This is a genomic window from Pseudomonas sp. ANT_J12, assembly GCF_008370045.1.
GTDB lineage: Bacteria > Pseudomonadota > Gammaproteobacteria > Pseudomonadales > Pseudomonadaceae > Aquipseudomonas.
In genome coordinates this window covers 206932-233203 of record NZ_VOBN01000008.1, presented here as the reverse complement: position 1 = coordinate 233203, position 26272 = coordinate 206932, and the positions used below count along the sequence as shown (strand labels likewise).

The 26272-nt window shown below is 59.9% G+C and carries 23 protein-coding genes; 6 read left to right on the top strand and 17 right to left on the bottom strand.

All coding sequences use genetic code 11. The features are described 5' to 3' along the window. Positions 1-11: 11 nt before the first annotated feature. Positions 12-1838, bottom strand: coding sequence for a sigma-54-dependent Fis family transcriptional regulator (locus tag FQ192_RS18990; RefSeq protein WP_149659929.1), 1827 nt, complete (start codon positions 1836-1838; stop codon positions 12-14). Positions 1839-2211: 373 nt separating this feature from the next. On the opposite strand from FQ192_RS18990, the gene FQ192_RS18985 reads away from it, so the two are divergent. From FQ192_RS18985 to FQ192_RS18960, 6 genes are read left to right on the top strand one after another with little or no spacing between them, the layout of a single operon-like run. Next, positions 2212-3306: an ABC transporter ATP-binding protein gene (locus FQ192_RS18985; protein ID WP_123403095.1), complete on the top strand. Its 1095-nt coding sequence runs from the start codon at positions 2212-2214 to the stop codon at positions 3304-3306. Further along, the gene (locus FQ192_RS18980; RefSeq protein ID WP_149659928.1) at positions 3306-4403 is read left to right on the top strand and encodes an ABC transporter ATP-binding protein; all 1098 of its coding nucleotides are present in this window, start codon (positions 3306-3308) and stop codon (positions 4401-4403) included. The genes FQ192_RS18985 and FQ192_RS18980 overlap by 1 nt, the downstream gene beginning before the upstream one ends. Beyond that, complete coding sequence (locus tag FQ192_RS18975) at positions 4400-5266, top strand: carbohydrate ABC transporter permease (RefSeq protein ID WP_123403091.1); 867 nt, start codon at positions 4400-4402, stop codon at positions 5264-5266. Before FQ192_RS18980 ends, FQ192_RS18975 begins: the two co-directional genes overlap by 4 nt. Positions 5267-5274: 8 nt before the next feature. Continuing rightward, positions 5275-6075 carry a carbohydrate ABC transporter permease gene (locus tag FQ192_RS18970; protein WP_003232361.1) on the top strand — a complete coding sequence of 267 codons (801 nt, stop codon included), beginning with the start codon at positions 5275-5277 and terminating at the stop codon, positions 6073-6075. Between the two features lie 10 nt (positions 6076-6085). After that, entirely contained in the window at positions 6086-6358 is a 273-nt protein-coding gene (locus tag FQ192_RS18965) for a DUF2160 domain-containing protein (RefSeq protein ID WP_149659927.1), read from the top strand. 47 nt (positions 6359-6405) lie between these two features. After that, positions 6406-8148 carry an ABC transporter substrate-binding protein gene (locus FQ192_RS18960; protein WP_149659926.1) on the top strand — a complete coding sequence of 581 codons (1743 nt, stop codon included), beginning with the start codon at positions 6406-6408 and terminating at the stop codon, positions 8146-8148. 297 nt (positions 8149-8445) lie between these two features. Here the strand turns inward: FQ192_RS18960 and FQ192_RS18955 are convergent, their stop codons facing one another. The 16 genes from FQ192_RS18955 to aceA all read right to left on the bottom strand — a co-directional run bounded on the left by FQ192_RS18955 (position 8446) and on the right by aceA (position 26268). Beyond that, a complete protein-coding gene (locus FQ192_RS18955) occupies positions 8446-8760 on the bottom strand; it encodes a DNA-binding transcriptional regulator (protein ID WP_149659925.1) in 315 nt (104 codons plus the stop codon). Beyond that, positions 8750-9100, bottom strand: coding sequence for a toxin (locus FQ192_RS18950; RefSeq protein ID WP_149659924.1), 351 nt, complete (start codon positions 9098-9100; stop codon positions 8750-8752). Before FQ192_RS18950 ends, FQ192_RS18955 begins: the two co-directional genes overlap by 11 nt. 287 nt (positions 9101-9387) lie before the next feature. After that, on the bottom strand, positions 9388-10851 hold the full coding sequence (gene nuoN / locus FQ192_RS18945) for an NADH-quinone oxidoreductase subunit NuoN (RefSeq protein WP_123403085.1): 1464 nt from the start codon (positions 10849-10851) through the stop codon (positions 9388-9390). Positions 10852-10858: 7 nt separating this feature from the next. Continuing rightward, a complete protein-coding gene (gene nuoM / locus FQ192_RS18940) occupies positions 10859-12391 on the bottom strand; it encodes an NADH-quinone oxidoreductase subunit M (protein WP_123403083.1) in 1533 nt (510 codons plus the stop codon). A gap of 40 nt (positions 12392-12431) precedes the next feature. After that, positions 12432-14285, bottom strand: a complete 1854-nt coding sequence (nuoL, locus tag FQ192_RS18935) for an NADH-quinone oxidoreductase subunit L (protein WP_149659923.1) — start codon at positions 14283-14285, stop codon at positions 12432-12434. Continuing rightward, the gene (gene nuoK, locus FQ192_RS18930; RefSeq protein WP_133838688.1) at positions 14282-14590 is read right to left on the bottom strand and encodes an NADH-quinone oxidoreductase subunit NuoK; all 309 of its coding nucleotides are present in this window, start codon (positions 14588-14590) and stop codon (positions 14282-14284) included. Before nuoK ends, nuoL begins: the two co-directional genes overlap by 4 nt. Before the next feature lie 2 nt (positions 14591-14592). Next, positions 14593-15096 (bottom strand): NADH-quinone oxidoreductase subunit J, encoded by a 504-nt coding sequence (gene nuoJ, locus FQ192_RS18925; protein ID WP_149659922.1) that lies wholly within the window; start codon positions 15094-15096, stop codon positions 14593-14595. A 9-nt stretch (positions 15097-15105) separates the two neighbouring features. After that, a complete protein-coding gene (nuoI, locus tag FQ192_RS18920; RefSeq protein WP_007946418.1) occupies positions 15106-15651 on the bottom strand; it encodes an NADH-quinone oxidoreductase subunit NuoI in 546 nt (181 codons plus the stop codon). A 12-nt stretch (positions 15652-15663) separates the two neighbouring features. Continuing rightward, the gene (nuoH, locus tag FQ192_RS18915) at positions 15664-16671 is read right to left on the bottom strand and encodes an NADH-quinone oxidoreductase subunit NuoH (protein ID WP_149659921.1); all 1008 of its coding nucleotides are present in this window, start codon (positions 16669-16671) and stop codon (positions 15664-15666) included. After that, the gene (gene nuoG, locus FQ192_RS18910; RefSeq protein ID WP_149659920.1) at positions 16668-19382 is read right to left on the bottom strand and encodes an NADH-quinone oxidoreductase subunit NuoG; all 2715 of its coding nucleotides are present in this window, start codon (positions 19380-19382) and stop codon (positions 16668-16670) included. The genes nuoH and nuoG overlap by 4 nt, the downstream gene beginning before the upstream one ends. A 137-nt stretch (positions 19383-19519) precedes the next feature. Next, positions 19520-20875: an NADH-quinone oxidoreductase subunit NuoF gene (gene nuoF / locus FQ192_RS18905; protein ID WP_123403075.1), complete on the bottom strand. Its 1356-nt coding sequence runs from the start codon at positions 20873-20875 to the stop codon at positions 19520-19522. Continuing rightward, positions 20872-21369 carry an NADH-quinone oxidoreductase subunit NuoE gene (nuoE, locus tag FQ192_RS18900; RefSeq protein ID WP_149659919.1) on the bottom strand — a complete coding sequence of 166 codons (498 nt, stop codon included), beginning with the start codon at positions 21367-21369 and terminating at the stop codon, positions 20872-20874. The genes nuoF and nuoE overlap by 4 nt, the downstream gene beginning before the upstream one ends. A gap of 2 nt (positions 21370-21371) precedes the next feature. Then, entirely contained in the window at positions 21372-23156 is a 1785-nt protein-coding gene (gene nuoC / locus FQ192_RS18895; protein WP_133838684.1) for an NADH-quinone oxidoreductase subunit C/D, read from the bottom strand. A 72-nt stretch (positions 23157-23228) separates the two neighbouring features. Continuing rightward, positions 23229-23903: an NADH-quinone oxidoreductase subunit B family protein gene (locus tag FQ192_RS18890; protein WP_008146035.1), complete on the bottom strand. Its 675-nt coding sequence runs from the start codon at positions 23901-23903 to the stop codon at positions 23229-23231. A 10-nt stretch (positions 23904-23913) separates the two neighbouring features. Next, positions 23914-24327 carry an NADH-quinone oxidoreductase subunit A gene (locus tag FQ192_RS18885; RefSeq protein WP_003223812.1) on the bottom strand — a complete coding sequence of 138 codons (414 nt, stop codon included), beginning with the start codon at positions 24325-24327 and terminating at the stop codon, positions 23914-23916. A 615-nt stretch (positions 24328-24942) separates the two neighbouring features. Beyond that, a complete protein-coding gene (gene aceA / locus FQ192_RS18880; protein WP_123403070.1) occupies positions 24943-26268 on the bottom strand; it encodes an isocitrate lyase in 1326 nt (441 codons plus the stop codon). Positions 26269-26272: the final 4 nt, after the last annotated feature.

Here is a 26272-nt window from a genome sequence, read left to right as displayed (position 1 = left end):
CGTGGGAACGATCACTGCCGCAGACGCTTGTACAAAGTGTTTCGGCTAACGCCTAACCTGCGAGCCAAATGCGAAATATTCCCCCCGGCCGCCTGCAACAATCGGTTCAAATCCTCGGCGTCATTCAAATCCGCCGCTAACGGCTCCGGCGTCTCCACCGGTTCCATCTCCAGATCGACAAAAAAATCATCCGGCAAATGCTCGGGCCGCACCGGTTGCTCCTCGGCCATGGCCAGCGCCACCTGCATCACGCTGCTGACTTGGCGCAAATTCCCCGGCCATGGATGGCGGCTGAACAATTCCATGACTTCACGGCTTAATCCGGCCCATTGCGACGGCTCCCGGTGCTGCTCCCACAAGCGCTTGAACAGTGCCTGTTTGTCGCTGCGTTCCCGTAATGGCGGCAGCTCTAGCGTTAAGCCGCCGATCCGGTAGTAGAGATCTTCCCTGAAGCGCCCGAGCTGCACCTGTTCGCGCAACGAACGGTTGGTTGCGGAAATAATCCGGATATCCACCGGGAACAACTCACTGCTGCCCACTGGTTGCACGCAACGTTCCTGCAACACCCTTAGCAGTCGGGCCTGAGTCGGCAGCGGCATATCACCGATTTCATCGAGGAAGAGGGTGCCTTTGTCAGCCTTGCGGATCAGCCCGATGCTGCCTTTCTGGTTGGCGCCGGTGAACGCGCCTTTCTCATAGCCAAACAGCTCGGACTCGACCAGTTCGGCGGGGATCGCCGCACAGTTGACGGCGATGAATGGTTGTTTGCTGCGGGAACTGGCCTGGTGCAGGGCTTTGACGAAGACTTCCTTGCCGACCCCGGTTTCGCCGTGGATCAGCAGCGGAATGTCTTTCTCCAATAAACGTTCTGCCTGACGCACGGCTTTTTCCACGCGACTGTCGCCGAAGTGCAGGGTGTTCAGGTTGATCGCGGTTGGCGTTGCAACGCTTGGTTCTGCAAACACTCGCGGCTGAATCGGCACCTGTTTCGGCCGCTTCAACAAGCACTGGAAACGGTTGCGCCCCGAGGCTTGCAAGGCAAACGGCAGGCCGTCGGGCTGGTTCAACAACTCAAGCAGCGAGACTTTAAACAAGCTTTCGACACTGACCCGCGACAGGCTGATCCCCAGCAGATTGTCAGCCCTGCGATTGGCCGACAGCACTTGCCCGGTCTCATCGAAAATCAGTAGCCCGGCCCACTGGCTGTCGAGGTTGTTCAACCCGGTATTGAACGTCAGTTGAAAATGCTGGCCATGGAACAGGTTGAGGATCAGCCGGTTTTCCACGGTCTGGCTCATCATCTTGACCATGCCCAGGGTGTGGGACGGCGGCAGGTAGCTGTCGCTGGACACATCCAGCACCGCGATCACCTTGCGCTCGGCATCGAAAATCGGCGCGGCGGAACCGGTCATGAAACGGTTGGCCTTGAGGAAATGTTCATCGTGCTCAATGTGCACCGCTTGCTCGCAGGCCAGGGCGGTGCCGATGGCATTGGTGCCGCTGCAACGCTCCATCCAACTGGCCCCGGCGCTGAAACCTCGGGTCAGGCTCGGCTCGATAAAGCGCTGGGTGCCCCAGGACGTCAGCACCTGGCCCTGATTGTCGGCGAGCATGATCAGGCAATTGGAGTTGCTCAGGATGTTCTCGTAATACGGCAGGACTTCCTGATGGGTGGTCTGCACCAGCGAGTGCTGGCTCTCCAGCAACTGCGCGATGCCGTCGGCGGGCAGTTGATCGAAGGTGGGCACGCTGTGGTGATCAAGCCCGAACGCGCGGCAACGGGACCAGGAGTCCTGGATGATGGCGTCGTGGGAGAGCGGCGAGGCAGGTACGGCCATGGCTGTCGATCTCTGAGCAAAGCTTTTATTGTTTTTATGGGTGTTACACAACACTTGATGCGCCACATAACCCTGTAGGAGCGAGGCTTGCCCGCGAAGGCGTCAGGGAGATCGCCTTCGCCGGCAAGCCTGGCTCCTACAAGGGCAACAGATGGCACAAAAGTGCTAATAGAGTGTTGTTCACTATTGTTCATTGTCAACCGTCGAACTGTTCAATTGTTCAGTCCGGATTGTTCATTTCTGTTCAGCAACGAACGCGGTTTTCTCCCGTTACCACGGATTTTCAAACCAGATCAATCACTTGTGATTTCTGGCACGAATGTCGCTCTATCGCTACGGTCGCTTGACTCCAAATAATAAAAAAGGCCGAGCCATGTCACTCACCCTGGAGCACGTCAGCCGTACCGTCGAGGGCCAGACCTGGATCGACGATGCGTGCCTTGTTTTCGAACCCGGATCCTTCAACGTTTTGCTCGGCCGCACGCTGTCCGGCAAAACCAGCCTCATGCGCCTGATGGCCGGTCTGGACAAGCCCGACAGCGGGCGCATCCTGATGAACGGCGTCGACGTCACCCAACGCCCGGTGCGCCTGCGCAACGTGTCGATGGTCTACCAGCAGTTCATCAACTACCCGACCATGACGGTGTTCGAGAACATCGCCTCGCCGTTGCGCCAGGGCGGTGTCTCCAACGAAGTGATCCAGAGCAAAGTGCTGGAAACCGCGAAGATGCTGCGCATCGAAAAATTCCTCCAGCGCCATCCGCTGGAACTGTCCGGCGGCCAGCAGCAACGCACGGCCATGGCCCGGGCGCTGGTCAAGGATGCGGAGCTGATCCTGTTCGACGAACCGCTGGTCAACCTCGACTACAAATTGCGCGAAGAACTGCGCCAGGAAATGCGCGAGCTGTTCAAGGCGCGGCACACCATCGCCATCTACGCCACCACCGAGCCCAACGAAGCCCTGGCCCTGGGCGGCACCACCACCATTCTTCACGAAGGCCGGGTGATCCAGAGCGGCAAGTCCTCCGAGGTCTATCACCAACCACAAACGGTGCTGGCGGCGGAGTTGTTCTCCGAACCGCCGATCAACCTGATGCCGGGGCGGATTGCCGGCAACGAAGTCAGTTTCGCCAACTTCGTGCACTTCCCGCTGAACGTCGATCTGCGCCCGGTGGGCGAGGGCGAGTTCCGCTTTGGTGTGCGCCCCAGCCATATCTCGCTGGTGCCGAGCAACGACGACGACCTGGAACTCGCCGTGACGGTCGAGGTGGCCGAGATCAGCGGTTCGGAAACCTTCCTGCACGTACGCAACGAGCATTTCCTACTGGTGCTGCACTTGCCGGGCGTCCACGAATACGACGTCGATGCGCCGATTCGCATCTATATCCCGACCCATAAACTGTTTGTGTTCGATACGCAGGGGCGGCTGGTCCAGGCGCCCGGTCGCCGTATCGCGAGGGTTGCCTGATGGCCGAAATCCGTTTGCAGAACCTCGCCCACAGCTACACCCGCACGCCGACAGGTCCTGAGGATTATGCGATTCGCGAGATGGACCACATCTGGGAGCAGGGTGGCGCCTACGCCTTGCTGGGTCCGTCGGGCTGCGGCAAGTCGACCTTGCTCAACATCATTTCCGGGCTGCTCAGCCCGTCCCAGGGCCAGGTGCTGTTCGACAGCAAAGTGGTCAACGACCTGACCCCGGAAAAGCGCAACATCGCCCAGGTTTTCCAGTTTCCGGTGGTCTACGACACCATGACGGTGTTCGACAACCTGGCCTTCCCCCTGCGAAACCAGGGCATGAACGAGGCGAAAATTCACAGCAAGGTGCAGGAAATTGCCGAGGTGCTTGACCTCCAGGCCCTGCTCAGCAAAAAGGCGCGCAACCTCACCGCCGACGAAAAACAGAAAGTCTCCATGGGTCGTGGGCTGGTGCGCGATGACGTGTCGGCGATCCTGTTTGACGAACCGCTGACCGTGATCGACCCGCACCTGAAGTGGAAACTGCGGCGCAAGCTCAAGCAGATCCACGAGCAATTCAACATCACCATGGTCTACGTCACCCACGACCAGCTCGAAGCCTCGACCTTCGCCGACAAGATCGCGGTGATGTACGGCGGGCAGATCGTGCAGTTCGGCACGCCACGGGAATTGTTCGAACGGCCGAGCCACACCTTTGTCGGCTATTTCATCGGCAGCCCGGGGATGAACCTGATCGACGTGAAGCCGCAACCCGGTGGGGTCGGTTTCGCCTCGACGCACTTGCCTTTGTCTGACGCGATGCAGCAACAAATCGCCGACAAGCCGTGGAAAACCCTGAAGGTCGGCATCCGCCCGGAGTTCGTGCATGTGTGGGACGAGCCGTTTGATGACGCGATGCAGGCACAAGTCGTACACATCGAAGACCTCGGCACCTACAAGATCATGACCCTGAACCTCGACGGCGCACCGCTGAAAGTGCGCCTGGCCGAAGACAAACCGGTGCCCGAAGGCACGGCGTACATCAGTTTTCCGGCGCAGTGGTTGATGGTCTATGCCGACGATTACCTACTGGAGGTGCAGCCATGAACAAGGTGCAAAACAACAAGGCCTGGTGGTTGGTCCTGCCGGTGTTCCTGCTGGTGGCATTCAGTGCGGTGATCCCGATGATGACCGTGGTCAACTACTCGGTACAGGACATCTTCGACCAGTCCAGCCGCTACTTCGTCGGCGCCGACTGGTACAAGCAGGTGCTGCTCGATCCTCGGTTGCACGACTCATTGCTGCGCCAGTTCATCTATTCCGGCTGCGTGCTGCTGATCGAAATCCCGCTGGGCATCGCCATCGCCCTGACCATGCCGACCAAGGGGCGCTGGTCGTCGCTGGTGCTGATCATCCTGGCGATTCCGCTGCTGATCCCGTGGAACGTGGTCGGCACCATCTGGCAGATCTTCGGCCGCGCCGATATTGGTTTGCTCGGTTCCAGCCTGAATGCCATGGGCATTAACTACAACTACGCGTCGAACACCATGGACGCCTGGGTCACGGTGCTGGTGATGGACGTCTGGCACTGGACCTCGCTGGTGGCGCTGTTGTGTTTCTCCGGGTTGCGGGCCATTCCCGACGTGTACTACCAGGCCGCGCGCATTGACCGCGCGTCGTCCTGGGCGGTGTTCCGGCATATCCAGTTGCCCAAGCTTAAGAGCGTGCTGCTGATCGCGGTGATGTTGCGCTTCATGGACAGTTTCATGATCTACACCGAGCCGTTCGTGCTGACCGGCGGCGGTCCGGGGAATGCCACGACCTTCTTGAGTCAGACCTTGACCCAAATGGCCGTAGGGCAATTCGACCTCGGCCCGGCGGCGGCTTTCTCGCTGGTGTATTTCCTGATCATCCTGTTGGTGTCCTGGCTGTTCTACACGGCCATGACTCACTCTGACGCCAACCGCTGAGGTCTGCCATGAGTAAAAGAAAGCTCATTCCATTGCTGATCTACATCCTGTTTCTGCTGGTGCCGATCTACTGGCTGCTGAACATGTCCTTCAAAAGCAACACCGAAATCCTCGGCGGTTTGACGCTGTTTCCTCAGGATTTCACCTTGGCCAACTACAAGGTGATCTTCACCGACCCGAGTTGGTACACCGGTTACCTGAACTCGCTGTACTACGTGAGCCTGAACACGGTGATTTCCCTGAGCGTGGCGCTGCCGGCGGCTTATGCGTTCTCGCGGTATCGCTTCCTCGGCGACAAGCACCTGTTTTTCTGGCTGCTGACCAACCGCATGGCCCCACCGGCGGTGTTTTTGCTGCCGTTCTTCCAGCTGTATTCGTCCATCGGGTTGTTCGATACCCACATCGCCGTGGCCCTGGCGCACTGCCTGTTTAACGTGCCGTTGGCGGTGTGGATCCTCGAAGGCTTCATGTCCGGGGTGCCCAAGGAAATCGACGAAACGGCCTACATCGATGGCTACAGTTTTCCGAAGTTCTTCGTGAAGATTTTCATCCCGCTGATCGGTTCCGGGATCGGTGTCACGGCGTTTTTCTGCTTCATGTTCTCCTGGGTCGAGTTGCTGCTGGCGCGGACCCTGACGTCGGTCAACGCCAAACCCATCGCGGCGGTGATGACGCGCACGGTCTCGGCGTCCGGCATCGATTGGGGCGTACTGGCGGCGGCAGGGGTGTTGACCATCCTGCCGGGCATGCTGGTGATCTGGTTTGTTCGCAACCACGTGGCCAAGGGCTTTGCCCTGGGCCGGGTCTGAGGAGCTGATGATGGAATGGATGAGCTGGACCGCCCCGACAGCGGTGTTTTTCATCGTCATTGGCCTGATTCTGGTGGGCATGACGACCTGGGAGTTGCGCTCGCCGAGCATCCTTCGGCGAGGTTTGTTGCCGATTGCCACCACCCGTGGCGATCGCTTGTTTATCGGTCTTCTCGGCAGCGCCTACCTGCATCTGCTGGTAATCGGCGTCACCGACTGGAGCATCTGGGTGGCGTCCGCGTTGTCCCTGGTGTGGCTGTTGGCTGTGATGCGTTGGGGCTAGTCGAATCGCTCGGCAAAGTTGCTCCGAAACTTAAACAGGAGGTCTCTATGTTCGACAAAAACAATAAGCTGCGACATAGCATTTCATTGGCAGCCCTGCTGGCACTCAGCGGTTTGAGCGCGACGGCCTGGGCCGATGCCTACGAAGACGCGGCAAAAAAATGGATCGGCAGCGAATTCAAACCGTCCACCCTGACGGCCGATCAGCAGCTCGAGGAATTGAAGTGGTTCATCAAGGCTGCCCAGCCGTTTCGCGGGATGAACATCAAGGTCGTCTCGGAAACCCTGACCACTCACGAATATGAGTCCAAGGTCCTGGCCAAGGCCTTTACCGAGATCACCGGGATCAAGGTCACCCACGATTTGCTGCAAGAAGGCGACGTGGTGGAGAAGCTGCAAACCGTGATGCAGTCGGACAAGAGCATCTATGACGGCTGGGTCAACGACTCGGACCTGATCGGTACGCACTTTCGCTACGGCAAGACCGAGGCGATCACCGACCTGATGGCCAACGAAGGCAAGGACTTCACCTCGCCGACCCTGGACATCAAGGACTTCATCGGCATTTCCTTCACCACCGCGCCGGACGGCAAGATCTATCAGCTGCCCGACCAGCAATTCGCCAACCTTTACTGGTTCCGCGCCGACTGGTTTGAGCGGCCTGAGCTGAAAGCCAAGTTCAAGGAAAAGTACGGTTACGAATTGGGCGTGCCGGTGAACTGGTCGGCCTATGAAGACATCGCCAAGTTCTTCAGCGAAGACGTCAAGGAAATCGACGGCAAACGCATCTACGGGCACATGGACTACGGCAAGAAAGACCCGTCCCTGGGCTGGCGCTTCACCGATGCCTGGTTCTCCATGGCCGGTGCCGGCGACAAAGGCATCCCGAACGGCTTGCCGGTGGACGAGTGGGGGATTCGCGTCGAGGACTGCCACCCGGTGGGTTCCAGCATCACCCGTGGCGGCGACACCAACGGCCCGGCGGCGGTCTACGCGACGCAGAAATACGTCGACTGGCTCAAGGCCTACGCGCCACCGGAAGCGGCGGGCATGACCTTCTCCGAGTCCGGGCCGGTGCCGTCCCAGGGCAACATCGCCCAGCAAATCTTCTGGTACACCGCGTTTACCGCCGACATGACCAAGCCGGGTCTGCCCGTAGTCAACGCCGATGGCTCGCCGAAATGGCGCATGGCGCCGTCCCCGCGCGGGCCGTATTGGGAGGAGGGCATGAAGCTGGGCTATCAGGACGTGGGTTCCTGGACGTTCATGAAGTCCACGCCTGAGAAACAGAAACTCGCAGCCTGGCTCTACGCGCAGTTTGTGACCTCGAAAACCGTATCCCTGAAGAAAACCATCGTCGGCCTGACGCCGATTCGCGAGTCGGACATCAACTCGCAAGCCATGACCGATCTGGCGCCGAAACTCGGTGGCCTGGTCGAGTTCTACCGCAGCCCGGCCCGTGTGCAATGGACCCCGACCGGGACCAACGTGCCGGACTATCCACGTTTGGCGCAACTGTGGTGGAGCCACATCGCCGAAGCCGCCAGCGGCGAGAAAACCCCGCAACAGGCACTCGATGGTCTGGCCAAGGACCAGGACGCCATCATGACGCGGCTTGAACGCTCCAAGGTGCAACCGGTGTGCGGCCCGAAAATGAACCCGGAACGGGATGCGCAATACTGGTTCGATCAACCGGGGGCGCCGAAGCCTAAGTTGGCGAATGAGAAGCCTAAAGGTGAGACGGTCAGCTACAACGAACTGCTGAAATCGTGGGCGGATGCGCGTAAGTAAGCTTCTGTACTGAGAAAGGCGAACGGCACCGGAAGGTGCCGTTTTTATTTGTGGTTGATGGACCGCTTTCGCGAGCAAGCCCGCTCCCACAGGGATCCGTGGCAAACACATTATTTATGAGCAACCCCGAACCACTGTGGGAGCGGGCTTGCTCGCGAAGAGGCCGTCTGACTCACCCAGTCTTATCAACAGAACTAACATCTGACAGCAACGCTGAAATTCGTGGTGCGTAAGGTTGAAAATCAGAGGCCTCACATTAGGCTGCCTTGAAAATCATCGGATATAAGCCCTCTGGCTTTAGGTCAGGGCGGCGAGATGTTCGATCGTCTGCGGAAAGCGTTCGACCAGGCGGATAAGGGTCGTAGCCTGGGCGTTGGGTGTTGCCCGTCCCTGTTCCCAGTTTTCCAGGGTTCGGGTATTGGTGCGCAGATAGGCCGCGAACACTGACCGGGAGAGGTTGAGCTGTTGGCGGATAGCGACCACTTCCTTGGCAGTGATGGGCATCAGTTCTGGCAACTGAACCTTATGGGTTCGCAGCGTGATCTTGCCTTGGCGCTCATCGGCCAAGGCTTCGAGGCCATCCATCAGTTCAGCAAAAATGTCACGTTTCATAGTGGGATCTCGTTTTGATTTCTCTATCCAGCGTTTGTCTGAAAAGCTTTTTCTGAATGGGCGACAGGTCGTCTTGCTCGTCTTTGCCATACACGGTGAACAGCCAGAATTGATCGAAGCCTGACCACCAGTAATAAATCACCCGTAATCCGCTGCGCTTGCCTTTGCCTCGTCGTTGGTCGCAGAAGCGAATTTTGCGCAGCCCCCCGGTGCCCTCAATCAGGTCGCCCGCTTCAGGGTTCTTCAGCAACGCCAATTGAAAGCTGCGAAACAGATCGTCATCCAGGTAATCGTCTCGATGTTTCTGAAACATACGTAACTCGACCAATAGAGCATCCATGTTCTGTACGCTACCTACGTATAGTTTGTCTCAATAATCGAATCGGTCAAGGCATCGAAGCCATCCTTTTCGTTCCCGATTTCAACGGTAGACCCCAGTTGTAAAAACACCTGTAGGAAGAGTCGACCAGTGCGGTGAGAGCATTCGATAAAAGAGACGGGATACTTGGCTGTGGGACTGGCTGGGGAAGTGGTACATAAATCGATGTTTGAAAATCACGATCCCCCAAACGCAAAAACGGCACCCGAAGGTGCCGTTTCTGTTTTCTACCGAGTATCGCTAAACGATCAACCCGCCAGACCTGCTTGCTGTACCAACACCAGCAACGGCTGCGGATACAGCCCCAGGAAGAACGCCAGGGCGGCGATGGCCAGCAGCATCACGCCGCCTGCCTTTTGTTCCCAGTGCAGTTGCGCATCGTGGCGACGCAGGTTCGGCTCGATCAGGTACAGGGTGACCATCACGCGCAGGTAGTAGAAGACGCCGATGGCGCTGCCCAGTACCAGGGAACCCACCAGCCACCATTGGTGCGACTCGACGCCGGTGGCGATGATGTAGAACTTGCCGATGAAGCCCGCGGTCAGCGGGATGCCGGCCAGGGACAGCATCATCACGGTCAGCACGGCGGTCAGGTACGGACGACGCCAGAACAGGCCGCGGTATTCGTACAGGGCGTCAGCGTCACGGCCTTTGTACGGCGAGGACATCAGGGTGATTACACCGAACGCGCCAAGGCTGGTGATCACGTAGGTGACCAGGTACACGCCGATGGCTTCCACGGCCAGACCCTTGCTCGCCACGAGGGCGATCAGCAGGTAACCGAAGTGGGCGATGGACGAGTAACCCAGCAGACGCTTGAGGTTGCTCTGGGTCAGTGCCAGCAGGTTGCCGAACAGGATCGACGCAATGGCGATGATGGTCAGCACGTCGCTCAGGACACCGCTGCTTGCGGCAGGGGAGATCTGGAACAGACGCACCATCACGGCAAACACGGCGACTTTCGAAGCGGTCGCGAGGAACGCTGCAACCGGTGCCGGAGCCCCTTCGTAAACGTCCGGGGTCCAGAGGTGGAACGGTACCAGCGACAGTTTGAACGCCAGGCCGATCAACATCATGCCCAGGCCCATTTGCGCCAGGGAGCTTGGCAGGCCAGTGGCCGCCAGCGCTTGACCGATACCGACGAAGCTCAGGCTGCCGGAGTCGGCGTAGAGCAGGGCCATACCGAACAACAGGAACGCAGAGCCGGCGGCCGACAGCACCATGTACTTGATACCGGCTTCCAGCGAACGCTTGTTGAAGAAGGCATACGCCACCAGACCGTAGACCGGCACCGACAACAGTTCCAGACCGATGAACAACCCGGCCAGGTGTTGCGCGCTGACCAGAACCAGGCCACCGGCGGCGGCCATCAGGATCAGCAGGTACAGTTCTTCGCGGTTGCCCGGGTAACCCGTGCCGCCATCGCCGAGGTAGGCGTGGGCGAGGGTCACACAAGCGAGGGTGGCGACCAGGATCAGCGCCATATACAAGCAAGCGAAGTTATCGATCTGCAGCAGCGGGGTCACGGCCAGGGGCGCGACCTTCAAGGCTGGCAGGATCGACAGCAACGCCAGGTTCAAACCCGCCACGGAAATCAGGAAGGTCTGCGAGTGGTTGCGGCGCCAGGCGATGGCCAGCATCACCACGATGATCGTGGCGGTGGTGATCAACAACGGCGCGAGCGCGATAAAGTGTTGAGTCGTGAATTCCATAGCGCTCTTACCGGGCCGAAGCGAGTTGAGTGAAGGCGGTACCGAGCCACTGCTGCACGCCATGCATCGTCGCGGCAGAAGTGTCGAGGAACGGCTGCGGGTACACGCCGATGTAAATCAGCAGTACCGCCAGGCCGACCACCATGATCAGTTCGCGACCATCCATGCCGTGCAACACCGCGTCCGACTTGGACGGGCCGAAGTAGGCACGGTGGATCATGATCAGCGAGTAGACCGAACCGAACACCAGGCCCGACGTCGCGATCGCGGTGATCCACGGCGCAGCGGCAAAGGTGCCGATCAGGATCAGGAACTCACCGACGAAGTTACCGGTACCCGGCAAGCCCAGGGACGCGGCCGCGAAGAACAGGCTGATAGCCGGCAGGTAAGCGATCTTCGACCACAGGCCACCCATCTCACGCATGTCGCGGGTGTGGGTGCGTTCGTACAACTGACCACTGAGGATAAAGAGTGCTGCCGCCGAAACACCGTGCGCCAGCATCTGCATCACCGCGCCCTGCAGCGCCAGTTGGCTGCCGGAGTAGATGCCAATCAACACGAAGCCCATGTGGGAAACGGAGGAATAGGCGATCAGACGCTTGATGTCGGTTTGGGCGAAGGCCAGGAACGCACCGTAGAAGATCCCGACCAGACCGAGGGTCATGGCGATCGGCGCGAACTCGGCCGAGGCATTCGGGAACAGCGGCAGGGCGAAACGCAGCAGACCGTAAGCCGCCGTCTTCAACAAGATACCCGCGAGATCGACCGAACCCGCCGTTGGCGCCTGGGCGTGAGCATCAGGCAACCAGGAATGGAACGGTACGACCGGCAGCTTCACCGCGAAGGCGATGAAGAAGCCGAGCATCAGGATGTACTCGGTGGTGAGCGACATCTTGGTTTTCAGCAGGTCGGCGTAGTTGAACGTGATCACGCCAGTGCTGTTGAAGTTGACCAGCACCAGACCCAGGATCGCCACCAACATGATCAGGCCGGAAGCCTGGGTGAAGATGAAGAACTTGGTCGCCGCGTAGATCCGGGTTTTCTTGCCGTCCGAAGAACTGTGACCCCAGAGCGCGATGAGGAAGTACATCGGCACCAGCATCATTTCCCAGAAGAAGAAGAACATGAACAGGTCGAGGGCGAGGAACACGCCGACCACACCGCCCAGGATCCACATCAGGTTCAAGTGGAAGAAGCCGACGTGACGCTGGATCTCTTTCCACGAGCAGAGTACCGAGAGGATACCCAGCAAACCGGTCAGCAGGATCATCAGCAGCGACAGGCCATCGAGGGCCAGGTGCACGCTGATGCCGAAGCGCTGGATCCAGATGTGCTTGAACTCAAGCGCCCAGACCGGATCGGCGCCAGGCGCCGGAGCAAATGAATAGTTACCGTGGGCCCACAGCCAGAGGCCGAGTGCGAGTTCCAGGGTCATGGTCAACAGCGCAATCCAGCGGGGGAGGGTGGCGCCGAAGCGCTCACCCATCCAGCACAGCAGGCCGCCGATGAAGGGGATCAGGATTAGCCAAGGCAGAATCATGACGGGCTCAATTCCTTTCGCAAGTTCGCAAGGTTCATATTCAGACCGCTACCAGCACGATGGCGCCGATGACCAGCACGGAGCCGGCTGCCATCGAGGCCGCGTACCAACGCAGTTGACCGGTTTCGGTACGGCTCAGGGCGGTGTGGCCGCCCTTGGCCATACGCGGGATCAAACCGATGGTCTGATCGAGCGGGTCTTTGCGCAGTGCGTGGCTGATCGCAAGGTATGGCTTGACGAACAGTTTGTCGTAGATCCAGTCGAAGCCCCAGGCAGCGAACCACCAGGCCGAAAGGAAGCGGCCGATGCCGCTGTTGGCGATTGCAGTGACGAAACGACGCTTGCCGAGGAACAGCAGCGCGGCCAGCAGGATCCCGGCCAGGGCGATGGCGCCCGAGGCGATTTCCAGACTGTGCTTGGCTTCGCCGCCGGCATGGCCGACGCTCTCTGGCAACACGCCGTGCAGCGGTGGCACGATCATCGCGCCGACGAAGGTCGACAACACGATCAGCACCGACAGTGGCAGCCAGTGAGCGATGCCGTGACCGGCGTGGGCTTCGGTCTTCGCTTCACCGTGGAACGCGATGAAGATCAGGCGGAAGGTGTACAGCGAAGTCATGAACGCGCCGACCAGACCTGCGTAGAGCAGACCGTGGTTGCCGCTGGCGAACGCTTCCCAGAGGATTTCGTCCTTGGAGTAGAAGCCTGCGGTCACCAGTGGCAGGGCAGACAGGGCCGCGCCGCCGACGATGAAGCTGGTGTAGGCCAGCGGCAGTTTCTTCCACAGGCCGCCCATCTTGAAGATGTTCTGCTCGTGGTGGCAGGCAACGATCACCGCGCCGGACGCCAGGAACAGCAGCGCCTTGAAGAAGGCGTGGGTCATCAGGTGGAAAATCGCGCCATCCCATGCGCCAACGCCCAGTGCCAGGAACATGTAGCCGATCTGGCTCATGGTCGAATAGGCGAGGATACGTTTGATGTCGGTCTGGACCAGCGCGGCAAAACCGGCGAGAACCAGGGTCACGCCACCGACAACGCCGACCAGGTGCAGGATATCCGGCGCCAGGGCGAACAAGCCGTGGGTCCGGGCAATCAGGTAGACGCCTGCGGTCACCATGGTTGCGGCGTGGATCAGGGCCGAAACCGGGGTAGGACCGGCCATCGCATCCGCCAGCCAGGTTTGCAGCGGCAGTTGCGCGGATTTACCCACAGCGCCGCCCAGCAGCATCAGAGTCGCCAGGACGATCCAGAAGTCGCCGACCTGGAACTTCTGCGGTGCCAGCACCAGCAGTTCCTGGACGTTCAGCGTGCCCAACTGTTGGAACAGGATGAACAGGCCGATGGCCATGAACACGTCGCCGATCCGGGTCACGATAAAGGCTTTGAGTGCCGCGTTACCGTTGTTGCGGTTGCTGTAGTAGAAACCGATCAACAGGTACGAGCACAGGCCCACGCCTTCCCAGCCGAAGTACAGGAACAACAGGTTATCGCCCAGGATCAGGAACAGCATGCTGGCGATAAACAGGTTGGTGTAGGCGAAGAAGCGCGAGTAACCGTCTTCACCGCGCATGTACCAGGACGCGAACAGGTGGATCAGGAAGCCGACGCCGACCACCACACCGAGCATGGTGACCGACAGGCCATCCAGGTACAGGGCGAAGTTCGGCGTAAAGCCTTCAACCGCCATCCACTGCCACAACACTTGCGTGTAGTGGCCGCCTTCCGGCGGGGCGACGTTGAATTGCCAGATCACGTAAGCGGCGACAATCGCCGACAGACCGATGGAGCCGACGCCAATCAGCGCCGACAGGTTTTCCGAGAAGCGGCCGCGTGAGAACGACAGCAGCAGGAAACCTATGAGAGGGAATACGAAAGTCAGATAGAGAAGATTCATCCGCGCATCTCGCTGGCAGCGTCGATATCGAGAGTGTGGAAGCGGCGATACAGCTGCAACAGAATCGCCAGGCCAATACTGGCCTCGGCGGCTGCCAGGCTGATCACCAGGATGAACATGATCTGTCCATCCGGCTGGCCCCAGCGGCTACCGGCGACGATGAACGCCAACGCGGAGGCATTCATCATGACCTCCAGGCTCATCAGCACGAAGAGAATGTTGCGCCGGACCATCAGGCCGACCAGACCGAGGCAGAACAGGATGCCGGCGACCGCCAGACCATGCTCCATAGGGATAGCAGGCATCGTCATTGCTCCTTGGCTTCGTTGCGGCCCAAGTGGAACGCCGTGACGGCTGCGGCGAGCAGCAACATCGAGGCGAGTTCGACCACCAGCAGGTACGGACCGAACAGGCTGATGCCCACGGCCTTTGCGTCTACGGTGGTGTGGCCGACGGCCTGACCGCTGGAGTGGCTGAACAGTACGTACAGCAGTTCAGCCAGCAGCAGGGCGCCGAGAATCACCGGGCCGAGCCAGATGCCGGGCTTGAGCCAGACGCGCTCTTGCTGAACCGAGGCAGGGCCAAGGTTGAGCATCATTACCACGAACACGAACAGCACCATGATGGCGCCAGCGTAGGCGATCACTTCCAGCACACCGGCAAACGGCGCGCCGAGGGCGAAAAAGGTCATCGCCACGGCAATCAGCGAAATGATCAGGTAGAGCAGGGCGTGCACAGGGTTGGTGTTGGTGATCACGCGAAGCGTGGCCACAACCGCGATACCCGATGCGAAATAGAAAGCGAATTCCATCTTTCTTCCTTAAGGCAGCAAGCTCTTCACGTTGATCGGCTGGGCTTCGTTCTGCGCGGAGCCTTTCGGCTTCCCGGCAATCGCCATACCTGCAACACGATAGAAGTTGTAATCAGGGTTTTTGCCGGGGCCGGAGATCAGCAGATCTTCTTTCTCGTAAACCAGGTCCTGACGTTTGAACTCGGCCATCTCGAAATCCGGTGTCAGCTGGATCGCGGTGGTCGGGCAGGCTTCCTCGCAGAGGCCGCAAAAGATGCAGCGCGAGAAGTTGATGCGGAAGAAGTCCGGGTACCAGCGACCGTCTTCGGTTTCGGCTTTCTGCAGCGAGATGCAACCGACCGGGCACGCCACGGCGCACAGGTTGCAGGCAACACAACGCTCTTCGCCATCAGGGTCGCGGGTCAGGACGATACGGCCACGGTAGCGCGGCGGCAGGTACACGGCTTCTTCCGGGTACTGCAGCGTGTCGCGCTTGCGGAAGGCGTGGCCGAAGATCATCACCAGGCTGCGAAGCTGGGTGAAGAAGCCATGCACGATGTCAAATATGTACTTCATGATTCTCTATCCTCACTGAGCCGCGATGGCGGGCGTGTTGAGCAACACGATCGCAGCGGTCACCAGCATGTTGACGAGGGTCAGCGGCAGGCAGAACTTCCAGCTGAAATCCATCACTTGGTCATACCGTGGGCGCGGGATCGAGGCGCGCAGCAGGATGAAGATCATGATGAAGAACGCGGTTTTGAGCGCGAACCAGATGAACGGGATCTGCGGCAGAATGCCGAACGGACCGTGCCAGCCACCGAAGAACAGGGTCACCAGCAGCGCCGAAATCAACACGATGCCGATGTACTCACCCACGAAGAACATGCCCCATTTCATGCCGGCGTATTCAATGTGGTAACCGTCGGCCAGTTCCTGTTCCGCTTCCGGCTGGTCGAACGGGTGACGGTGAGTCACGGCGACGCCAGCGATGAAGAAGGTCAGGAAACCGAAGATCTGTGGGATGATGAACCACAGGTTCTGCGCTTGATATTCAACGATGTCGCGCATGTTGAACGAGCCGACCTGGATCACGATGCCCATCAGCGACAGGCCCATGAACACTTCGTACGACACGGTTTGTGCCGAGGCCCGCAAGCTGCCCAGCAGGGCGAACTTGTTGTTACTCGACCAGCCGGCGAACAACACCGCGTAGACCGACAGACCGGCCATGGCGAAGAAGAACAGGATGCCGATGTTGATGTCCGCCACGCCCCAGGTCGGGGTGATCGGGATGATCGCGAAGGCAATCAGCAGGGCGCTCATGGCGACTACCGGTGCCAGGGTGAAGATCATCTTGTCGGCGAACGGCGGCGTCCAGTCTTCCTTGAAGAACATCTTGATCATGTCGGCCGCGATCTGGAACGCGCCGAACGGGCCGACGCGGTTCGGACCGTAACGGTCCTGCCAGAGGGCGAGCAGACGACGCTCGACCCAGCTCAGCAGCGCGCCGCACACCACCACGGCGAGCAGAATCACGATGGCCTTGAGGACCGCGATGATCACGTCAATCACTTCAGGCGTGAACCAGGTCATTGAGCTGCCTCCTGCAGACCGTCAACGGTTTTGCCAAAGATCGCCGCCGGGATGCCGGCGATACCCGCAGGCAACGCCACCAGGCCAGCGCCCAACTCTTCGTTGATACGCAGCGGCAGACGCAAGGTCTGGCCATCCACGTTCACGCTGAGCAGGGCACCGTCATTGACACCCAGGCGATCGGCTTCGGATTTGGCCAGGGCGACGTAGGCGGCCGGGATGCGTTCCTGAACCGGTGCGGCTTTGGAAGAGTTCTCTTCGCTGCCGAGCAGGTGGAAGAACGGCACGACTTGCCAGGTGCCCGGCGCCGGGTTGAACGCACGTGGAACACTGGCGAACCAGTTCAGCGAGTCACCGGTGCTTTCGATCAGGCGGGTGCCCGGGTCGCCAGCGCGGATGTGACCACCGACTTCGTCCTGGAACTTGTTCCAGGCCTGCGGCGAGTTCCAGCCCGGAGACCAGGCGAATGGCACTTGCTGACGCGGTTCGACCGAGCCCGAGTAACCTTCCATCGAGAAGTTGAACGCGGTGTCGTTGTCTTGCGGGGTACGCGGTTCGTGCACGCTGATGTCAGCGCGCATGGCGGTACGACCGGAGTAACGCAGCGGTTCGCGGGCCAGCTTCATGCCCTTGATGCGGAACGCGGCGGACGGTGCGGCATCAACGATACGCGCCAGTTGCGGCGTGCTCGAAGCGACGGCAGCGGTGACGTGGTCCAGTTGGGTCCAGTCGATCGGCTGGTTCAACAGGGTTGCGCGCAGGGCGTGCAGCCAGCGCCAGCCTTCGTGAACCAGGATGCTCGCGTCCATGTATTTCGGGTCGAAGACCTGGAAGAAGCGCTGGGCGCGGCCTTCCTGGCTGACCAAGGTACCGTCGCCTTCAGCGAAGCTGGCGGCTGGCAGAACCAGGTGCGCGCGATCGCTGGTGGCGGTTTTCTGGTGGTCCGCCACGATCACCACTTTCGCGGCGTTCAGGGCAGCATCAACCTTGGCTTTGTCGGTACGGGTGTACAGATCGTTTTCCAGCACGACGATGGCGTCGGCCTTGCCATCGATCACCGCTTGCAGCGCGTCGTCGACCGAGTTGCCACCGAGCATGGCCAGGCCGAGGCTGTTGGCCTCTGGCACGATCAGGCTGATGGAACCGTTCTTCTCGCGCAGCTTCAGGGCCTTGGCGATGTTGGCGGCAGCTTCGATCAAGGCTTTGGAGCCCAACGAAGTACCGGCGATGATCAGCGGACGCTTGGCAGCGAGCAGGGCGTCGGCAATGCGCTTGGCCAGGTCGAGGGCTTCAGTATCGAGGCCTTCAACTGCTGGCGCGCTGGCGTCGAGGGCGTGAGCCACGGCGAAACCGATGCGGGCCAGATCGTCCGGGGCAGCGTGGACACATTCTTCGGCGATGTCGTCGAGCTTGGTTTCAGCCAGGCTGGCGATGAACAGCGGGTTCAGTTCTTTCTGACCGATGTTCTTCACCGCAGCGTCGAGCCACGGCTGAACGCGCATGGCGTCGGCCATGTCTTCGGCCTTGCCCTTGACCGATTGACGCAGGGACAGCGCCATACGGGCAGCGGTCTGGGTCAGGTCTTCACCGAGGACGAAGATCGCGTCGTGGTCTTCGATGTCGCGCATGTTCGGGATCGGCAGCGGGCTGTCTTTCAGCACCTGCATCACCAGGCGAATGCGTTCCAGCTCGGCGGCTTCGATACCGGAGTAGAAGTGCTCGGCGCCGACCAGTTCGCGCAACGCGAAGTTGCTTTCGAGGCTGGCGCGGGGCGAACCGATACCGACGATGTTGCGACCGCGCAGCAGGTCGGCGGCTTTATCCAGCGCTTCGTCGAGGCTCAGCTTGGCGCCATTGGCCAGCAATGGCTGACGCGGGCGGTCTTCGCGGTTGACATAGCCATAGCCGAAACGGCCACGGTCGCACAGGAAGTACTGGTTGACCGAACCGTTGAAACGGTTTTCGATCCGACGCAGTTCACCGTAGCGTTCGCCCGGGGAGATGTTGCAACCGCTGGAGCAGCCATGGCAGATGCTCGGCGAGAACTGCATATCCCACTTGCGGTTGTAGCGCTCGGAGTGAGTCTTGTCGGTGAACACACCGGTCGGGCAGACCTCGGTGAGGTTGCCGGAGAACTCGCTTTCCAGGGTGCCGTCTTCAACGCGACCGAAGTACACGTTGTCGTGGGCGCCGAACACACCGAGGTCGGTGCCGCCGGCGTAGTCCTTATAGAAGCGCACGCAACGGTAGCAAGCGATGCAGCGGTTCATCTCGTGACCGATGAACGGGCCGAGATCCTGGTTCTGGTGGGTACGCTTGGTGAAGCGGTAACGGCGCTCGTTGTGGCCGGTCATTACCGTCATGTCTTGCAGGTGGCAGTGACCGCCTTCCTCACAGACCGGGCAGTCGTGGGGGTGGTTGGTCATCAGCCATTCGACGACGCTGGCGCGGAATACTTTCGCCTCTTCGTCTTCGATGGAGATCCAGCTGCCGTCGGTGGCGGGGGTCATGCAGGACATGACGATCCGACCACGGGTGTCGTTGGCGTCGGTGTACTGCTTGACCGCGCACTGGCGGCAAGCGCCAACGCTGCCAAGGGCGGGGTGCCAGCAGAAATAAGGGATATCGAGGCCTAGCGACAGACATGCCTGTAACAGGTTGTCTGCCCCATCGACTTCGAGCTCTTTGCCGTCTACGTGGATAGTGGCCATGGTTCAAAGTTCTTCGTTGGCCCGGTGTCAGCGGGCGTGGCTAATGGAATCTTGTTATTCGTCCGAATCCAAACAGCCCATAAAGGCGTCATCGAACGAGAAGGCGAAGGGCACGGACCCTTCGCCTTTTTAAGCGTTTACGCGCCGACTACGATCGGCCTTGCCAGAGGCGGGACGACGGCGCTGGTTGGCGCGATGCCGGCTTCGAACTCATGGCGGAAGTATTTGATTGCGCTGCCCAATGGCTCCACGGCGCCCGGTGCGTGAGCACAGAAGGTCTTGCCAGGGCCGAGGAAACCGACCAGACCCAGGAGGGTCTCGATATCGCCGGCTTGCCCTTCACCGTTCTCGATGGCGCGCAGGAGCTTGACGCTCCATGGCAGACCGTCACGGCACGGGGTGCAGAAGCCGCACGACTCGCGGGAGAAGAACTCTTCCATGTTGCGCAGCAGGGACACCATGTTGACGCTGTCGTCCACCGCCATGGCCAGGCCGGTACCCATGCGGGTGCCCACTTTGGCGATGCCGCCGGCGTACATTTGTGCGTCGAGGTGTTCCGGCAACAGGAAACCGGTACCGGCGCCGCCTGGCTGCCAGGCCTTGAGCGTGAAGCCGTCGCGCATGCCTCCGGCGTAGTCTTCGAACAGCTCGCGACCGGTGATGCCGAACGGCAATTCCCACAGGCCCGGGTTCTTGACCTTGCCGGAGAAGCCCATGAGCTTGGTGCCCATGTCTTCGCTGCCTTCGCGGGCCAACGATTTGTACCAGTCCACGCCGTCGGCAATGATCGCCGGGACGTTGCACAGGGTTTCAACGTTGTTCACGCAAGTCGGCTTGCCCCACACGCCAACGGCGGCAGGGAAGGGCGGCTTGGAGCGCGGGTTGGCGCGGCGGCCTTCGAGGGAGTTGATCAGTGCGGTTTCTTCACCGCAGATGTAACGCCCGGCGCCAGTGTGGACGAACAGCTCGAAATCGAAGCCGCTGCCCAGGATGTTCTTGCCCAGCAGACCGGCTGCCTTGGCTTCTTCCACGGCACGGTTCAGGTGCTTGGCGGCGGTGGTGTATTCGCCACGCAGGAAGATGTAGCCACGGTAGGTTTTCAGCGCGCGGGCACTGATCAGCATGCCTTCGATCAGCAGATGGGGCAGTTGCTCCATCAGCATGCGGTCTTTCCAGGTGTTCGGTTCCATCTCGTCCGCGTTGCACAGCAGGTAGCGGATGTTGATGGATTCGTCTTTGGGCATCAGGCCCCACTTCACGCCCGTGGGGAAGCCTGCACCGCCGCGACCTTTCAGGCCGGCGTCTTTCACGGTCTGGACGATGTCGTCCTGGGCCATGTCGGCGAAGGCCTTGCGCGCCGCCGCGTAACCGTTCTTGGCCTGGTACTCGTCGAGCCACACGGCCTCGCCGTCGTCACGCAGGCGCCAGGTCAGCGGGTGAGTCTCGGCCGAACGCTTGATGCGGTTGGCAGGACCGAAGGAAGTCAGGGTCATACGTAGCCCTCGAGCAAGTTGGCGACGCCAGCAGGCTGCACATCACCGAATGTGTCGTCGTCGATCATCAACGCCGGCGCCTTGTCGCAGTTGCCGAGGCAGCAGACCGGCAGCAGGGTGAAACGACCGTCGGCGGTGGTTTCACCCAGGCCGATGACGAGCTTGCTCTGGATTTCGCTGACCACCGACTCGTGGCCGCCGATGAAGCAGACCATGCTGTCGCAGACGCGAATGATGTGGCGGCCGACCGGCTGACGGAAGATCTGGCTATAGAACGTCGCCACCCCTTCAACGTCGCTCGCCGGGATGCCGAGGATTTCGCCAATGGCGTAGAGCGCGCCGTCGGGCACCCAGCCACGTTCCTTCTGGACGATCTTCAAGGCTTCGATCGACGCCGCGCGCGGGTCTTCGTAGTGATGCAGCTCGTGCTCGATGGCCGAGCGCTCGGTTTCACTCAAGGTGAAACGGTCTGTCTGGATAAGCGTGCTGTTCATGCTTAGCGGTCCACGTCGGCCATAACGAAATCGATACTACCCAGGTACGCGATCAAGTCCGCGACCATGCTGCCTTTGATCACCGAAGGGATCTGCTGCAAGTGCGGGAAGCTTGGGGTACGAATCCGGGTGCGGTAGCTCATGGTGCCGCCATCGCTCGTCAGGTAATAACTGTTGATGCCCTTGGTCGCTTCGATCATCTGGAAGGATTCGTTGGCCGGCATGACCGGGCCCCACGAAACTTGCAGGAAGTGCGTGATCAAGGTCTCGATGTGCTGCAGCGTGCGTTCTTTGGGCGGCGGCGTGGTCAGCGGGTGATCCGCCTTGTACGGGCCTTCCGGCATGTTGCGCATGCACTGCTCGATGATCTTCAGGCTCTGGCGCATTTCTTCGACGCGCACGATGCAACGGTCGTAGGCATCGCCATTGGCCGCCAGCGGAACTTCGAATTCGAAGTTCTCGTAGCCGGAGTACGGACGTGCTTTACGCAGGTCGAAGTCGCAACCGGTCGAACGCAGGCCGGCACCGGTGACGCCCCATTCCAGGGCTTCTTTGGTGTTGTAGGCCGCGACGCCGATGGTCCGGCCCTTGAGGATGCTGTTGTCGAGGGCGGCTTTCTGGTATTCGTCCAGACGCTTTGGCATCCACTCGACGAAGTCTTTCACCAGTTTTTCCCAGCCGCGCGGCAGGTCGTGGGCGACGCCGCCGATGCGGTACCAGGCCGGGTGCAGACGGAAACCGGTGATGGCTTCGATCACCGTGTACGCCTTCTGGCGGTCGGTGAAGGTGAAGAACACCGGGGTCATGGCGCCAACGTCCTGGATGTACGTCCCCAGGAACAGCAGGTGGCTGGTGATCCGGAAGAACTCGGCCATCATGATGCGGATGACGTCGACCTTCTCAGGCACCTTGATGCCGGCCAGCTTCTCGACCGAGAGCACGTACGGCAGGTTGTTCATCACGCCGCCGAGGTAGTCGATACGGTCGGTGTACGGGATGAAACTGTGCCAGGACTGACGCTCGGCCATCTTCTCGGCACCACGGTGGTGGTAGCCAACGTCCGGCACGCAATCGACGATTTCTTCACCGTCCAGCTGCAGGATGATGCGGAACGCACCGTGAGCGGAAGGGTGGTTGGGACCGAGGTTGAGGAACATGTAGTCCTCGTTCGCCCCGGAACGCTTCATGCCCCAGTCTTCAGGCTTGAAGCGTGCGGCTTCTTCCTCAAGCTGTTGCTTGGCCAGGTTCAGGGTGAACGGGTCGAATTCGGTGGCACGGGCCGGGAAGTCCTTGCGCAGCGGGTGACCTTCCCAGGTCGGCGGCATCATGATGCGGGTCAGGTGCGGGTGACCTTTGAAGTCGATCCCGTACATGTCCCACACTTCGCGCTCGTACCAGTTGGCGTTCGGCCAGAGGCCGGTCACGGTCGGCACGCTGAGGTCGCTCTCGGACAAGGCGACCTTGATCATCACGTCACTATTACGTTCGATCGACATCAAGTGATAGAACACAGTGAAGTCGGCGCCGCTTGGCAGCCCTTGACGCTTGGTGCGCAGACGCTCGTCCACGCCGTGCAAGTCATAGAGCATGACGTACGGCTTGGGCAGGTTGCGCAGGAAGGTCAGGACTTCGACGAGTTTGGCGCGGGCAACCCAAAGCACCGGCATGCCGGTGCGGGTAGGCTGGGCGGTGAACGCCTCGGGGCCAAAACGGTTGTTCAGTTCGACGACCACATCCTGGTCGTCTGCCTTATAAGGCGGGATGTACAGAGCACTGCCTGTAGTCATGGTTATTTATCGCTTTCGGTCAACGTAAAGAATGAAGCCAGTGTCTCGTTCTGTAAAAGAAGCAGAGCTGGATCAGACTTCGTCGGGGCTGCGCAGGTTGGTGACTGCGATTCGCTGTTCGCGGCGCTGTTCCTTTTGCGAAGGCATCTCGGCGCGATAAACGCCTTGATCACCGACGACCCAGGAAAGCGGACGACGCTCCTGTCCAATCGACTCTTGCAAGAGCATCAAGCCTTGCAGAAAAGCTTCGGGACGGGGCGGGCAGCCAGGCACGTAGACGTCCACGGGCAGGAACTTGTCCACCCCTTGAACGACGGAGTAGATGTCGTACATGCCACCGGAGTTGGCGCACGAACCCATGGAGATAACCCATTTCGGTTCGAGCATTTGCTCGTAGAGACGCTGAATGATCGGCGCCATCTTGATGAAGCAGGTACCGGCGATAACCATGAAATCCGCCTGACGCGGCGATGCCCGGATAACTTCGGCGCCAAAGCGCGCGATGTCGTGGGGCGCCGTGAAGGCGGTGGTCATTTCCACGTAGCAGCACGAAAGACCGAAGTTATACGGCCACAGGGAGTTCTTGCGCCCCCAGTTGATCGTGCCGTTAAGCACGTCTTCGAGCTTGCCCATGAAGATGTTTTTGTGGACTTGATCTTCTAACGGATCGGAAACGGTTTCCCGCTCGCCAATCGGATACTGCTCGTTAGGAGCATCGGGGTCGATCCTGGTGAGATTGTATTGCATTGCCAAAGCCTCATTGTTTCAGCTTCGCCTGCCGCTTGCGACGAGCTTCCGGAGCCCAGTCAAGGGCGCCCACTCGGAACAGGTAGACAAGACCTGCCAACAGAATTGCTATGAAAACGAGAGCTTCGACGAATCCGGTCCAGCCGCTTTCGCGGACGGACACAGACCAGGCAAAGAGAAAGAGGGCTTCGATATCGAAGATCACGAAGAGCATCGCGACCAGATAGAATTTGGCTGAGAGCCGCAAGCGGGCGCCACCTGTAGGTAGCATGCCGGACTCGAACGGTTCGTTTTTGCTGCGGCCCCAGGCTTTTGACCCGAGGAGGCTGGAGACGCCGAGCATGAAGGCGCAAAGGCCGACAACGCCCAGAAGGAAAATGGCAAAGCCCCAGTTGTGGGCCATGAGTCCTGTCGCTTCGGGCATGCTGGTAATCCTTAACAGAGAGCAAAGGTCTCTGAGCTTGATAAAGAAACAAAGCAGTGACGATATGTCGCAGCAATCAATCGCGGTGATTTTATGGCACAACACCGTGCAAGTAAAATTCCTATAGCGAAATTATTTATAGGAATAAGGACATAGCACACCTCCACAGCCCTGTAGCCCATGCCATGCGGGCATTAGCCGGTTTTTCATCAATATTGTTTTGTAGGAAATGTAACGAACATAGTTGCGTCTAAATGATAATCAATACTGTTTGGCTCGGTTTTTAAACTGTTTAACGGGTGAGGGGTTGGGAAGTTGTCTTATATAGCCGTTACTGCAAGTAGCAGCGTTGCCCGTTTTACCGCGTTTTTCTGATCGCGATACCGCTCTGGATCAATGTTTTTTGCCACCGCTCTTGTAGGGGCAAGGCTTGCCCGCGATGAACGATGACGCGGTTTCCCTGATGCACCGCGGCGTCCCCTTCGCGGGCAAGCCTCGCTCCTACAGGGGGGGGTGAATTTCGGGCAAAAAAACGCCCCGAACCAGTCGGGGCGTTAGTTGTGCGACGTTGCGGTTAGCTTTCTATCGGGTCCGCAACGACCGTTTGCTCAGGTATCAGTGGAACTGTTCTTCTTCAGTCGAACCGGTCAGCGCGGTTACCGAGGACGAGCCACCTTGAATCACGGTGGTCATGTCATCGAAGTAGCCGGTGCCCACTTCCTGCTGGTGAGCCACGAAGGTGTAACCCTTGGCCGCGTCAGCGAACTCTTGTTCCTGCAGCTTCACGTAGGCAGTCATGTCGTTGCGGGCGTAGTCGTGCGCCAGGTTGAACATGCTGTGCCACATGTTGTGAATGCCGGCCAGGGTGATGAACTGGTGCTTGTAGCCCATGGCGGACAGTTCGCGCTGGAACTTGGCGATGGTCGCGTCGTCCAGGTTTTTCTTCCAGTTGAAGGAAGGCGAGCAGTTGTACGACAGCAGTTGGTCCGGGTATTCCTTTTTGATCGCTTCAGCGAAGCGACGAGCTTCGTCCAGATCCGGCTTGGCGGTTTCGCACCAGATCAGGTCGGCGTACGGCGCATAGGCCAGGCCGCGAGCGATGGCCTGGTCGAGGCCGGCGCGTACTTTGTAGAAGCCTTCCTGGGTGCGTTCGCCAGTCACGAATGGCTGGTCGTACGGGTCGCAATCGGAAGTCAGCAGGTCAGCCGCGTTAGCGTCGGTACGAGCCAGGATGATGGTCGGCGTACCGGCAACGTCAGCCGCCAGACGAGCAGCGGTCAGCTTCTGTACAGCTTCCTGGGTAGGAACCAGTACTTTGCCGCCCATGTGGCCGCATTTTTTCACGGAAGCCAGTTGGTCTTCGAAGTGAACGCCGGCGGCGCCTGCTTCGATCATGCTTTTCATCAGCTCGTAAGCGTTCAGTACGCCGCCGAAACCGGCTTCAGCGTCAGCCACGATCGGTGCGAAGTAGTCGATGTAGCCTTCGTCGCCCGGACCTTTACCGGCTTTCCACTGGATCTGGTCGGCACGACGGAACGAGTTGTTGATGCGCTTGACCACGGTTGGAACCGAATCCACTGGGTACAGGGACTGGTCCGGGTACATCGATTCGGCGGAGTTGTTGTCCGCAGCAACCTGCCAGCCCGACAGGTAAATCGCCTGGATACCGGCCTTGACCTGTTGTACAGCCTGGCCGCCGGTCAGGGCGCCCATGCAGTTGACGAAATCTTTCTCAGGGCGGAAGGACGGGTGGGCACCCTGGGTGACCAGGTTCCACAGCTTCTCGGCGCCCAGTTTTGCAAAGGTGTGCTCAGGTTGAACCGAGCCGCGCAGGCGGACGACGTCAGCAGCGGAGTAAGCGCGTGTCACGCCTTTCCAGCGTGGGTTTTCAGCCCAATCTTTTTCGAGGGCTGCAATTTGCTGTTCGCGTGTCAGTGCCATGGAG

Coding starts and splice junctions, on each gene's coding strand:
- FQ192_RS18985 (WP_123403095.1), top strand. CDS start 2,212: ATGTCACTCACCCTGGAGCACGTCAGCCGTACCGTCGAGGGCCAGACC.
- nuoH (WP_149659921.1), bottom strand. CDS start 16,671: ATGACCTGGTTCACGCCTGAAGTGATTGACGTGATCATCGCGGTCCTC.
- FQ192_RS18890 (WP_008146035.1), bottom strand. CDS start 23,903: ATGCAATACAATCTCACCAGGATCGACCCCGATGCTCCTAACGAGCAG.
- FQ192_RS18960 (WP_149659926.1), top strand. CDS start 6,406: ATGTTCGACAAAAACAATAAGCTGCGACATAGCATTTCATTGGCAGCC.
- nuoF (WP_123403075.1), bottom strand. CDS start 20,875: ATGACCCTGACTTCCTTCGGTCCTGCCAACCGCATCAAGCGTTCGGCC.
- nuoG (WP_149659920.1), bottom strand. CDS start 19,382: ATGGCCACTATCCACGTAGACGGCAAAGAGCTCGAAGTCGATGGGGCA.
- FQ192_RS18965 (WP_149659927.1), top strand. CDS start 6,086: ATGGAATGGATGAGCTGGACCGCCCCGACAGCGGTGTTTTTCATCGTC.
- nuoE (WP_149659919.1), bottom strand. CDS start 21,369: ATGAACAGCACGCTTATCCAGACAGACCGTTTCACCTTGAGTGAAACC.
- FQ192_RS18975 (WP_123403091.1), top strand. CDS start 4,400: ATGAACAAGGTGCAAAACAACAAGGCCTGGTGGTTGGTCCTGCCGGTG.
- nuoL (WP_149659923.1), bottom strand. CDS start 14,285: ATGAATCTTCTCTATCTGACTTTCGTATTCCCTCTCATAGGTTTCCTG.
- FQ192_RS18980 (WP_149659928.1), top strand. CDS start 3,306: ATGGCCGAAATCCGTTTGCAGAACCTCGCCCACAGCTACACCCGCACG.
- FQ192_RS18950 (WP_149659924.1), bottom strand. CDS start 9,100: ATGGATGCTCTATTGGTCGAGTTACGTATGTTTCAGAAACATCGAGAC.
- nuoM (WP_123403083.1), bottom strand. CDS start 12,391: ATGATTCTGCCTTGGCTAATCCTGATCCCCTTCATCGGCGGCCTGCTG.
- nuoJ (WP_149659922.1), bottom strand. CDS start 15,096: ATGGAATTCGCTTTCTATTTCGCATCGGGTATCGCGGTTGTGGCCACG.
- nuoC (WP_133838684.1), bottom strand. CDS start 23,156: ATGACTACAGGCAGTGCTCTGTACATCCCGCCTTATAAGGCAGACGAC.
- FQ192_RS18885 (WP_003223812.1), bottom strand. CDS start 24,327: ATGCCCGAAGCGACAGGACTCATGGCCCACAACTGGGGCTTTGCCATT.
- nuoI (WP_007946418.1), bottom strand. CDS start 15,651: ATGAAGTACATATTTGACATCGTGCATGGCTTCTTCACCCAGCTTCGC.
- FQ192_RS18970 (WP_003232361.1), top strand. CDS start 5,275: ATGAGTAAAAGAAAGCTCATTCCATTGCTGATCTACATCCTGTTTCTG.
- FQ192_RS18955 (WP_149659925.1), bottom strand. CDS start 8,760: ATGAAACGTGACATTTTTGCTGAACTGATGGATGGCCTCGAAGCCTTG.
- FQ192_RS18990 (WP_149659929.1), bottom strand. CDS start 1,838: ATGGCCGTACCTGCCTCGCCGCTCTCCCACGACGCCATCATCCAGGAC.
- aceA (WP_123403070.1), bottom strand. CDS start 26,268: ATGGCACTGACACGCGAACAGCAAATTGCAGCCCTCGAAAAAGATTGG.
- nuoN (WP_123403085.1), bottom strand. CDS start 10,851: ATGGAATTCACGACTCAACACTTTATCGCGCTCGCGCCGTTGTTGATC.
- nuoK (WP_133838688.1), bottom strand. CDS start 14,590: ATGCCTGCTATCCCTATGGAGCATGGTCTGGCGGTCGCCGGCATCCTG.